This window comes from Acetobacter sp. P5B1, assembly GCF_018811985.1.
In the GTDB taxonomy this organism is placed as follows: domain Bacteria; phylum Pseudomonadota; class Alphaproteobacteria; order Acetobacterales; family Acetobacteraceae; genus Acetobacter; species Acetobacter cerevisiae.
This window is the reverse complement of the sequence record NZ_JACRVS010000013.1, coordinates 1-11,084: the sequence shown is the minus strand read 5'-3', so window position 1 is coordinate 11,084 and position 11,084 is coordinate 1. Positions and strand designations below refer to the sequence as shown.

The window sequence follows — 11,084 nt, the reverse complement described above, 5'->3', positions numbered from 1 at the left end:
AGCATGCTGAAGAGTGCAGATCTGTTTGAGAGGGTGCGATGACAGCGGAAGAAGCCGTCCAGAAATTTCTGGAGTGGATGGCGACGGAAAAGCGGGCATCCCCCATGACTATTGAGGCCTACCGGGCGGATCTGGCGCGGTTTCTGGGTTTCATGACCGGGCATCTGGATGGCCTGCCGGACATGGCCGGGTTGGCGCGTATCAGCCTGAGAGATTTTCGTGCCTGGCTGGCGCAGGAACAGGCCCGCTCCGCAGCATCCCGCACTCGACAAAGCACACCAGACCGGGCCGCCCGTACACGGGCGCGGCGTGTGTCGGCTGTACGGTCCTTTTTCCGGTATCTGGCCCGCAGGCAGGGGGTGGAAAATCCGGCTGTGGCCCTGCTGGCGACGCCCCGCAGCAAAAAACCTTTGCCGCGCCCCCTGAGTGTGACGGACGCCAAGGCGGTGCCGGAAGATATAGCAGCTCTGGCCCTGACACCCATGGCACAGCAGCGGGATGGGACTTTGTTCCTGCTGCTCTATGGGTGCGGGCTGCGTATTTCCGAGGCGTTAAATCTCAATATTTCCGACCTTGGTACGCTGACCAGCAGCGGTGTTCTGCGTATTAAAGGGAAGGGTAATAAGGAGCGTCTGGTGCCCGTCCTGCCCGCTGTGCAGCAGGCGCTGGAGACGTGGCGCAAGCGGCATCCGTCTCCGTTGCCAGAGTCGCCACTGTTCCCCGGTGTGCGGGGGGGGCGGTTGCAGGCCGGTGTGGCGCAGAAAGCCATGCGCGAATGGCGGGCGCTGGCCGGGTTGCCGGACCATGTGACACCGCATGCTCTGCGGCACTCTTTTGCCACGCATCTGATGGAAGGCGGCGCGGATTTACGCGTCATTCAGGAGCTGCTGGGGCATGCCAGCCTGTCCACCACACAACGATACACTCTTGCGGATGAAGCGCGCCTGCTTGATGTGTGGAGCCGCGCGCACCCGCGTGCGCAAAAAACTGCTCAGCCGAGAGAAGGAACACGAGACTGATGACCGAGGCCCTGCGCGCTCCCTGGCCCGCTATAGACCCTTACGCCCACGGCTATCTGGATACTGGAGAAGGGCACGAGATCTATTGGGAAGAATGCGGCAACCCGCATGGTATCCCCGTAGTGTTTCTGCATGGTGGCCCCGGTGGCGGATGTTCCCCCGCACAGCGGCGTCTGTTTGACCCGTCCCGTTATCGGATTGTGCTGTTTGACCAGCGTGGCTGTGGTCGTTCCAGACCGCATGCTTCGCTTGAGAATAACACCACATGGCATCTGGTAGCGGACATTGAACGCCTGCGCGTTTTCTTTGGTATTGATAAATGGGCGGTTTTTGGTGGCTCATGGGGTTCCACGCTGGCGCTGGCCTATGCCCAGACGCACCCGACCCGTGTGACGGCCCTGATGCTGCGCGGCATTTTCACGCTGCGGAAGGCTGAGCTGCTCTGGTATTATCAGGAGGGAGCGTCCTGGCTGTTCCCGGATAAGTGGGAAGATTTTCAGGCGCCCATTCCTCAGGCAGAGCGTGGGGACATGATGGCAGCGTATCGCAAGCGTCTGGTCTCTGATGATGTGGGCGTCCGGCAGGAAGCGGCTGTGGCATGGAGCGTGTGGGAAGGGCGTACGCTCACCCTGCTGCCAGCCCCCGACATTGAAAACCAGCATGAAGAGACCGATTATGCTCTGGCGTTCTCACGGATTGAAAACCACTACTTCGTGCATGGGGGCTGGCTGGAAGAAGGCCAGCTGATCCGCGATGTGGATCGTATCCGGCATATTCCAACCGTCATCGTGCAGGGACGTTACGATATGGCGACCCCGGTGCGTACCGCGTGGGATCTGCATAAAGCCTGGCCGGAAGCAGACTTCAAACTGATCAACGCCGCTGGCCATGCGTTGTTTGAACCCGGTATTCTCAGCGCATTGCTGGATGCCACAGACCGCTTTGCGCGGGAATTAGGCTGATCATGCGCACACGGGCAGTTCAGGCAGCACTTCTCACCGCATTCTGTGCGGCGGCCTCACCTGTGTTTTTAACGCAGGCGGCCACTGCTGCGGAAGGGCTGTGCCATCATGAACGGATTGCCCGTGTGCCTTTGCATGATGATCTGGGGTTTCTGAACATTCCGGTTGAAATCAACAAACATGCGGCGCGTATGATTGTTGATACCGGGGCAGAGGGCAGTCTGCTCTCCCCCGAGGCTGCCGAGGGTTTTGACGTGCAGCTGGACCCGTCTGTTCATACCCTCATGCAAGGCACGGGCGGCGTCGGGCGGATGGTGCCCAATGGTGTGGTGCGGTCCCTCACACTCGGCGGGCTGGAAACCGGTCCTATTTCCATGCCGGTTGGGGATCTGCCGGGGAAGCCTGTCACGCAACCTCCGGTTGAAGGTCTGGTCGGAGGAGATCTGCTTTCGCACTATGATGTGGAATTCAACGTTGCCGAGGGCTGGCTGACTTTCTGGTCTGTCAAAAGCGCTTCTTCCGCCTGTGCCGGGCCGGTGGACTGGCATGTGATTTATCGTGCCGTGCCGCTAGAGTCCGCCGGGAGACGTGTGATTGTTCAGGTTCTGCTGGACGGCATGCCGGTGCGTGCTCTGGTGGATAGCGGGGCTCGATCCCGTATTCTGTCAGACAAAGCCGCTGAAAGGCTGGGGGTTACGGCCAGCACTTTGGCGGCGGACCCGGGTGGCCTGACCAGTGGCGTGGATGGTCACCGGCAAGTCTATCACTGGCATAAATTCCACACGTTCCAGATCGGGCAGGAACAGGAAAAAGCTCCGGTTCTGACGGTGGCGCCCATTCATGATTCTGTGGATATGCTGCTGGGGTCAGACTGGTTTGCAGCGCACCGTGTCTGGATTTCGTATCAGACGGGCATGCTTTACGTCATGCCTGCGCTCAAGCGGCGCGATTAACGGCGGCCTTTGAGAAAAATCGGGGCACCTGGTGGATGCCCCGGTCTTTAAATCAGCCTGCTTTGAGGTGGGAGTTGCACTGGCTGTAATAGCCGCCACCCTTCTGGATCCATTTCAGGTTACCATTGCCAGTACCGGTCTTATTGGCATTGTACTGGTCAAGGCAGGTCTTCATGCGGGCTTTCCCGGCGCTCAGCTTGGCATACTGCGGAGCAACGGCGCTCGGGAAGACAACGCCAGCCGTTGTGGCGGCAGCTGCCGGAGCTGCTGTGCTGGCTGCGGTCGGTGCTGTTGCCGGGGTAGCGGGAGCAGCCTCTTTCGCGGTTTCTGCCGGAGTTGCTGCGGTCGTGGCAGGCGTTGCGGCAGCATCACATTTAGCAGCTTTGAACTGCTTGTAGCTCTGGCCATCCAGTGTGCCGGCGGTACGGGCCGCAGCAAAGCTGGCATGACATTCCTTTGCGCTCAGGGCATGAGCAGCCGGAGCGGAAAGGGCGGTGGCACAGCTCAGAGCCAGTGCTGCAAGCGCAAAGCGAGCGGAAGATGTCATAAGGAAAAAACCTCATCCAAATACCAGGGCTGGAAGATGCAGCACCATGCCGCAGCGCCCTGACTATCGTTACATCTTATGATGAATAAATGTGTTTGGAAAAGGGTTATCCCCAACCAGCGTTGGTCCTTTACCTCATCATGCTGGCAGCAGAGTCTCATCTTCGCTGATACGGATTTTTCATCACCGGGGAATGCTTGTCAGAAAAAATGCCGAGGAGGGACCCAACACGGGAAGCACACTGAAAAAGCCGCATAAAAGAAACCCCTTCCGGCACAGAGGCAGGAAGGGGCTCAAACAGCAGAACGATGAAAATGAGGAGAGGGTTAGTTGATCCGCTCTCCATGCAGAGACATGTCCAGCCCTTCCAGTTCTTCATCCGGTGTCACGCGCAGGCCCATGGTCAGGTCAATGGCCTTCAGGAGAACAAAGGAGATGATGCCGCACCACAGAATAGTGACGATAACCGCTTCCCCCTGAACCATGAACTGATGCAGAGAGCCGGTAATGCCGGTCGGATTAGCGTCTGTGGCGGAGAGCGGGCCATAAGCAAACAGCCCCGTGAGCATGGCCCCGACGATGCCGCCCACGCCGTGCACGCCAAAGGCATCCAGACTGTCATCATAGCCCATCATGTGTTTCAGCGATGTGGCGCTCCAGTAGCAGATTACCCCGGTAATCAGGCCGATGATCAATGCGCTACCCGGCAGCACAAACCCAGCGGCTGGCGTAATGGCTACCAGACCGCCCACAGCCCCGGAAATTACACCCAGCACGGTCGGCTTACCGCTGCGCAGCCATTCCACGAGCATCCAGGCTACACCGGCCCCGGCAGCTGCAATCTGCGTGGTCGCCATGGCCATGGCGGCACGACCGTTCGCCCCGACAGCTGAACCAGCATTAAAGCCAAACCAGCCGACCCAAAGCAGAGATGCGCCAATAATGGCGTAGGTCAGATTGAAAGGGGAGAGATCATCCTGCCCGAAGCCTTTACGTTTACCCAGCACAAGAGCGCAGACAAGCCCGGCAATACCGGCATTGATATGTACGACGGTGCCGCCTGCAAAATCCGCAGTACCGAGACCGGCCAGCCAGCCCATAGGGCTCCAGACCCAGTGCGCGATCGGCGCATAGACCAGCAGCGACCAGAGAATAGAGAAGATGCACATGGCGCTGAACTTCATACGCTCTGCATACGCGCCGGAAATCAGGGCAGGGGTGATGATGGCGAACGTCATCTGGAACATCATGAAGAGGCTCTCAGGGATCGTCATCGTCGTGGCATTGGGAGAATCCGCCCCAAGCGTGAAGGCAATATCCGCCCCGTTCTGGATATGCGCACCAATCCCGTTCAGGAACATGCGCGACACGCCACCAATCCACGGTGTGCCGGTGGTAAAGGCCAGAGAATACCCTGCGACCATCCAGACAATGGACATGATGCAGCACAGTGCAAAGGACTGCATCAGCGTAGCCAGCACGTTCTTCTTGCGCACCATGCCCGCATAAAACAGCGCCAACCCAGGAATGGTCATCATCAGCACAAAAGCAGTGCTGACCAGCATCCATGCGGTGTCCCCGGTATTGATAACCGAGGCTGTGTCGGCAGCTTGAGCAGTACCAATAGAAGTGAAGCAAAGCAGCAGACCCGCGCCCAAAATAGGTGACGCCGTCAGCTTGGCAGAATCGTCAACACAAGGTGACGCTATGAAAGACCACAAGGTCATGAATCTGAGGACTCCTTCACCAATAGTCATAATAACCGGTAGAATGATGGAAAAATGAGCTTATGATAGCACATAAACAGCACCGTAGCTTAGTCGAAACGAATTAGACAAGCGCCTCCGAAAAGTTCTTAAATTAGTAATTGGATGAAAATTTTATTTCAAAACAAAGATATTTAGATTGTATCTTTTTTGTAATATCATTTAATTTTAAGTGGTATGCAGTTTATAATATAAATTTACATTACGAGAATACTGTTTGGTATAAAATAAGAAAATTTTCTAAATTTTATTAAAGTTTTTTAGTATGTGGATTCTGTTTAGGTAAAAATAAATTTTTAATTTATATAATTTTTGGGCATTAATATAAATATTATAAGTTTCCTTGTGTGCGGAATATTTCTACATGAAGAGATTAGTAATATTTGAGATGCTGAGCGGTCTCACTGTCAAAGGTAACCTCAGAAGCGGCTTCTGAATTTAAAAAGTTTCTATGGTCGCGTGACCTTGAAATAGGTGGCCTTGCCCTTTCTGTTTATTGTAAATTGGCTTATAGTTTTCGCGATAAGACAAGCACCATTATGTGAGGAGACTAAGAGTGCCTTCTTCTTTTAAATCGATTGAAGATATCTTGGATGGAACCGTCTGGCGCTGGGGGCCGATTAATCTTGATCCCCTTACTCATACTATGCAGTTTGGGGCTGGCGGACGTATTTTAGGCTATTCCCATTCTAATGAGCATTCGTGGAAAATTATTGATAATGTACTTCATATTTATGCCATTAATGGACAGTTAATGTGGCGGTTTGATAATATTTATGAAGGCGCTTACGAGCTTATGCTTATAAGTGGAGCTTGTAATGATCCGGATTGGGGGGCGTTTTTTGGCCTTTCTACGAAAATAGAAGATATAAAATCTATAAAATTTTCTAAAGAAAAGGAAAGAAATGTAATAATTAAAGATAGAATTCAAGAAAATAAAGAGAAAAAAGAAGGTATTCGACTTGTTATATGGGATTTGGATGATACTTTCTGGGCGGGGACTCTTTCTGAAGGGGAGATTGATACGATAGATAGAAACATAGAGATTGTAAAAACTCTAAATAGACGCGGTATTGTAAACGCTATTTGTTCTAGAAATACATTTGAAGATGTAAAAGAAAAGTTGGAAAGCCTTGATTTGTGGAATGAGTTTGTTTTTCCGCGCATTGCATGGGGTGCAAAAGGACCACTTGTAAAAGATATAGTGGAGAAAATACAGCTTCGGCCAGAAACAGTCTTGTTTGTTGACGATAATGTTACAAATCTTAATGAAGTCAAACACTTTGTCCCAGAAATTAACATAGCCGAGCCCGATGTTCTTGATGGGCTTCTGGATGATCCTCGGTTCAAAGGGAAACCGGACCCAGATCGAAGCCGTTTGCAACGCTATCAGGTGCTTGAATCAAAGCATAATGATATGGTTGCAAATGGAGGTGATAATGAAGAATTTCTTCGTAAAAGTAATATTAGGGTTAGTTTTCATTCTGATATTGAAGAGGAGTTTACGCGTATTCATGATTTGGTAAATAGAACTAATCAGCTAAATTTTACGAAAAATCGCTGGCCTGAAGATATTGAAGAGGCACGTTTGAAATTTCGGGAAGAGTTAAATGCTGATTTCGATACCGACGTTGGGTATGTGAAAGTTTCTGATGCGTATGGAAATTATGGGATATGTGGTTTTTATCTTTCTCGTAAAAAAGAGTTTCTACATTTTCTCTTTTCTTGCCGTACTATGAATATGGGAGTCGAGCAATTTGTTTGGCGTAAGCTTGGCGAGCGGTATGTTCCTATCCAAGGAAAAGTAGGTGCTTCGTTAGACGTTCCTGTAGTTGATTGGATTTCTGTAGTCGAGGATGCTGATAAGACTGAAGAAATTTCATCCGCCTCGGCTAGGCAGAAAAAAGTATGTATTCGTGGTGCATGTGATTTGATGATGACGTCTAATTTTCTTCGGACACGTCTAGATACTATTGAAGAATTTAATTATCCTTATGATGAGTGGGAAGTTGTTACTACTCCCCGAATTATTGCTCTACACAAAGACCTTAAAAATCTACAAAATCGTGAAATCATTTCCCAGTTGCCGGGTATTCCTGCTAATCGATTTGATAGTGCTGTTATCTCAGAAGAGGCTGACGTTTATGTCCTGTCATTTTCGCAGGAATCATTCCATGGATTGTATTGTTCACGTACGACTGGGATGATTATGCCGTTTGGGACGTATCATTTCCCTTACTATCTGCCTGGCGGCCCTAAAGAAAAATTTGACTATACATCCCTGTCATATGAGGATGTCCTGAGTAGTGGTATGAAAAATGTCTCAAAAGAACAGTGGGCGTTTTTCAAAAAGGAATTTGAATTTATTGGTGGTTTCAATAAAGAGCTATTTATCCAAGATTTGAGATATTTATTTAATCGCTTAATTAATACGGATAAAAAAGTTATTATCTTAGGCCTGAATGAGAAGATTGGTAGAGATTGGCAGATCCTAAGCTTCTTTGCTGAGATTAATGCGATTGTTAGACCTTTGGTTAATCAGTACGGCTTTTGCTACATTGAAATGACAGATTTTGTTTCTTCGGAAGATGATTTAGCTCAGGATGGTGTGTTGGGGGGAGCGCATTTTAATCGCTCTGTTTACAAAGCAGTCGCCGATAAAATATTAAATGAAATAGAAGGGTAATATTTTTTGTTTGCCCTGCAGTTTGATGATTGCAGGGTAAATTTTAGTATTGAGGATTATGCTATGAATTAAGGAAAAAATATTTTTCTTATTCTGTATTTTAATTTGAGTGTTTTTTATGGCAGATAATATTTAATGTTAAAATTCTCTTTTATAAAACAAAAAATGGTATATATTTCATTTTGAATAAAATTTTTATGTAGGTTATCTCTACATAATTTCCATTTCACTAAAAAATGAGGCGTCAATATGGATAAAAAAAATAAAATTTTTCTCCAATTGAATGAATTTCCAGCTAATACTACCTCCGAAATGCTTTTGGCGGCGGATGAATATGCCCATCAAAATAAAAGAAATATAATATATCTAGATGCAGGTTCCATCGTGGATCTTGATGGTAGTGATGAACTATCCAAAGCTAACCATGTTATTTTTGTCGGAGATAATGTTAAAATTAACAATGCGCGTGGACAAAAGGTACATGAAACGTACTTGGGGAAACCATGCATGTTTCCGCCTACAGTTAAATTACGTCATCTAAAAAATTTTCAAAAAGCCGCGCAGGCCGGAACGGCTACCGTTATGATTATGGGTGATAGCATCGGCGCGGTTGCAATGCAGCCTGCCGATTCCGAAAATTATATGTTTGCCTTAATTGAAGAACTGCAGATCCAAAACGTAGGTTTGAAAATTAATTTTATTAATGCTGCCATAGGGGGGACGACTTGGCGTGATATGGATTCTGACGAGTATAGGGCTCCTGATTGGCTGGATCCGCTGCCAGCTGAGAGTTGGAAAGCTTGTGTAGCACGTAATAAGCCTGATCTTTTAATTTTGCATTGTAATGGGAATGACGTACCCTTCTTTAACCCTTTTTATGTAAAAAATCTTCTTAAATATTTTGAAGAGCAACCTAAGGTTCCATCCATTATTCTAGCTATTACACATGCTCCAACATCCTCAATTGATACGGGACACGAGTGGATGAAATATCACACTCAAGAGTGGCAGCATGGCTTAGCATCTGCAAATGGGTGGATACGTTCTTTTGCAAAACAATCTGGGTATGGCTACCTTGATTTTGATCGGTGGATGCTGATGCGAAGGGATGGAGTAGATAATGATGAAGTTGCTCTTTCTCTTGTCGAGCCCAATAGTAATAGTAGTGTGCCTGCATGGGGGCAGGAAACAGAAAGTAAAGAGGGGAATATTTGGTGGTTTCCTGAAGCAGTTAATGTAAATGGTGTAAGTGCTCATTCCTGTACGGATTTTGCCCATGCATTTTCATTATCAGAAAATCCGGTTCAGATGATTTTATCTCTTAGAGATGGTCGAGATCCAGGGCAACTACTTTGTGTTCCGAATGCTATATATATATCATTTAACGATCCTAGTGGTAAAATGAGCATTACGTGGTCCGATGGTGTAGTAGAGGATAGTAAAAATAAAATTCTAACTAATATTTTGATTCCTAAAGCATGGCCATGCGAATTTAATATTATTGTAAAAGGAGCTCGTGTTTGGATAAGAATGCTCTCGTCTTTTTCTAATTGTGATTCTTACAACGTAGGAGAGCTTGTAAAATATGGAACAGGTTATGCAACGTTATTTGACGGAATAGTAACTCGATTTGGGGGGGAGTGGCATCCTTCTTACACATTTGTTGTGCCGAATGTAAAAATAAAAACGCATAGTCTTGCTGTTGGTAGCAGAGTTTCGACAACAAATGATGTTCCAAGGAATATGCCCGATAAAATTTGTTATGATTTATATAAAATGGTTGGTGGTAATCCTAGTCGTATAGGTGGTTCAAATGCGTACCATATGAATGCATATGGGGTGCGTGATATATTGGTCCCTGTTGTGCGCCATCAAGAATGGGGAGTTACTAATTAATCGCTGATATGTTTCAAAAATTAATAAAACATATTGTCGAAAATAAATTTCTTCGTAAATATCGACTTCATACGTAAATATTTTTCTCTTAAATGAGAAAAGTCTATGCTTATGTATGATATGAAGAATTTCTCACATGAGGTGGAGTTGTTACATGCCTATTCGAGCTGCTGTTATTACAATGGTCTATAATGAGAGTTTTTTCCTTCCATTATGGTGCTCATATTACGGAAGAGAATTGGGAGTTGAAAATTTATACATTATAGATCATGGCAGCACTGATGGTTGTACATCATGTGTTGCAGGGAATATAATTAGAATTCCTAGAGATCATTTTGATGATACTGAGCGAGCAAAAATGATTAGCTTGTTACATGCGTCTTTATTGAAAGCATTTGATGTTGTCATATACACAGATTGTGATGAATTTCTTGTTCCTGACAGTAGCCAGTATTCTTCTTTCCGTGATTATTTGGCACAAAAAAATGGTTTAGATACGATTAGAGCCGTTGGTGTAGATGTCGTACAAGAAAATTTTGAAAAAGCCCCTATTGATTTGACTAAAGGAATTTTGAATCAAAGAGGTTACGGTTATATTACGTCTTGGGAATCAAAACCATTGATATCCTATTCACCGATAAATTGGATTCCCGGGTTTCATGATTGCGATAAGCATTCAATCGTTGATGAAAGCTTATGGCTATTTCACTTAAAAAACGTTGACATTCAACATAGCTTGAAACGTTTAAAGACGACAAGAGAGATGAAATGGAGCCAACATGCTCTGGATACTAATGGGGGATTACACCAAAGAGTATCAGATGATTTCTTCCGAGAAAATATTTTAAAAATCCAAGAAGAAAAGACAGAAGAATATATTGATTCTTGTAATATAATGGATATGCTGTGTAATTTTAAGATTGGTAATTTACGTCGGATTCCAGATAAATTCAAAACTTTTTAAAAGAATTTTTGGGTTTTTTTTATTTAGTATTTTGCAAGTTAACTGGAGGGTTCGAAAAACCCCTTGGCTCTGAGTTGTTCTGTGTGATTCCATTTTTTTGGCGTTGATTGGGGATGGAGGAAGATGAAGCAATCTGGTTTCTTTGATGTTGAAGAGCGTCTTGCTCGGCTGAGCGGGCTTGGCGATCAACTGGAGGCCTTTTCCCGGACTGTGGATTTTGAGGTGTTCCGCCCTGATCTGGAGCTGGCTCTGGCCTATTCAGACGGAAGTAAAGGCGGACGTCCGCCGTTT

8 protein-coding genes and 1 pseudogene are annotated in these 11,084 nt (G+C 47.1%); 7 read left to right on the top strand and 2 right to left on the bottom strand.

Going from position 1 to position 11,084, the window contains the following annotated elements; genetic code table 11:
- The first annotated feature begins 38 nt into the window (after positions 1-38).
- Genes KP703_RS09615 through KP703_RS09605 form a run of 3 tightly spaced genes read left to right on the top strand, consistent with a single transcriptional unit; the run spans position 39 to position 2,934 of the window.
- On the top strand, positions 39-1,019 hold the full coding sequence (locus tag KP703_RS09615) for a tyrosine recombinase XerC (RefSeq protein ID WP_215754656.1): 981 nt from the start codon (positions 39-41) through the stop codon (positions 1,017-1,019).
- Positions 1,019-1,981: a prolyl aminopeptidase gene (gene pip / locus KP703_RS09610; protein ID WP_215754655.1), complete on the top strand. Its 963-nt coding sequence runs from the start codon at positions 1,019-1,021 to the stop codon at positions 1,979-1,981. The genes KP703_RS09615 and pip overlap by 1 nt, the downstream gene beginning before the upstream one ends.
- Positions 1,982-1,983: 2 nt before the next feature.
- The gene (locus KP703_RS09605) at positions 1,984-2,934 is read left to right on the top strand and encodes a retroviral-like aspartic protease family protein (RefSeq protein ID WP_215754654.1); all 951 of its coding nucleotides are present in this window, start codon (positions 1,984-1,986) and stop codon (positions 2,932-2,934) included.
- A gap of 52 nt (positions 2,935-2,986) precedes the next feature.
- Here KP703_RS09605 and KP703_RS09600 read toward each other — a convergent pair whose 3' ends face one another.
- Together KP703_RS09600 and KP703_RS09595 are read right to left on the bottom strand one after the other, a co-directional pair.
- Entirely contained in the window at positions 2,987-3,481 is a 495-nt protein-coding gene (locus KP703_RS09600) for a hypothetical protein (protein WP_215754653.1), read from the bottom strand.
- Between the two features lie 326 nt (positions 3,482-3,807).
- Positions 3,808-5,208 carry an ammonium transporter gene (locus KP703_RS09595; RefSeq protein WP_373687470.1) on the bottom strand — a complete coding sequence of 467 codons (1,401 nt, stop codon included), beginning with the start codon at positions 5,206-5,208 and terminating at the stop codon, positions 3,808-3,810.
- Positions 5,209-5,803: 595 nt separating this feature from the next.
- On the opposite strand from KP703_RS09595, the gene KP703_RS09590 reads away from it, so the two are divergent.
- The 4 genes and pseudogenes from KP703_RS09590 to KP703_RS09575 all read left to right on the top strand — a co-directional run.
- On the top strand, positions 5,804-7,933 hold the full coding sequence (locus KP703_RS09590; RefSeq protein WP_373687469.1) for an HAD-IIIC family phosphatase: 2,130 nt from the start codon (positions 5,804-5,806) through the stop codon (positions 7,931-7,933).
- Positions 7,934-8,182: 249 nt separating this feature from the next.
- On the top strand, positions 8,183-9,829 hold the full coding sequence (locus KP703_RS09585; RefSeq protein ID WP_215754651.1) for an SGNH/GDSL hydrolase family protein: 1,647 nt from the start codon (positions 8,183-8,185) through the stop codon (positions 9,827-9,829).
- A 154-nt stretch (positions 9,830-9,983) separates the two neighbouring features.
- Entirely contained in the window at positions 9,984-10,793 is an 810-nt protein-coding gene (locus KP703_RS09580) for a glycosyltransferase family 2 protein (RefSeq protein ID WP_215754650.1), read from the top strand.
- A 123-nt stretch (positions 10,794-10,916) separates the two neighbouring features.
- Positions 10,917-11,084 (top strand): annotated as a pseudogene (locus KP703_RS09575) (IS5/IS1182 family transposase); the annotation flags it as partial.

Coding starts and splice junctions, on each gene's coding strand:
- KP703_RS09605 (WP_215754654.1), top strand. CDS start 1,984: ATGCGCACACGGGCAGTTCAGGCAGCACTTCTCACCGCATTCTGTGCG.
- KP703_RS09580 (WP_215754650.1), top strand. CDS start 9,984: ATGCCTATTCGAGCTGCTGTTATTACAATGGTCTATAATGAGAGTTTT.
- KP703_RS09600 (WP_215754653.1), bottom strand. CDS start 3,481: ATGACATCTTCCGCTCGCTTTGCGCTTGCAGCACTGGCTCTGAGCTGT.
- pip (WP_215754655.1), top strand. CDS start 1,019: ATGACCGAGGCCCTGCGCGCTCCCTGGCCCGCTATAGACCCTTACGCC.
- KP703_RS09615 (WP_215754656.1), top strand. CDS start 39: ATGACAGCGGAAGAAGCCGTCCAGAAATTTCTGGAGTGGATGGCGACG.
- KP703_RS09585 (WP_215754651.1), top strand. CDS start 8,183: ATGGATAAAAAAAATAAAATTTTTCTCCAATTGAATGAATTTCCAGCT.
- KP703_RS09595 (WP_373687470.1), bottom strand. CDS start 5,208: ATGACCTTGTGGTCTTTCATAGCGTCACCTTGTGTTGACGATTCTGCC.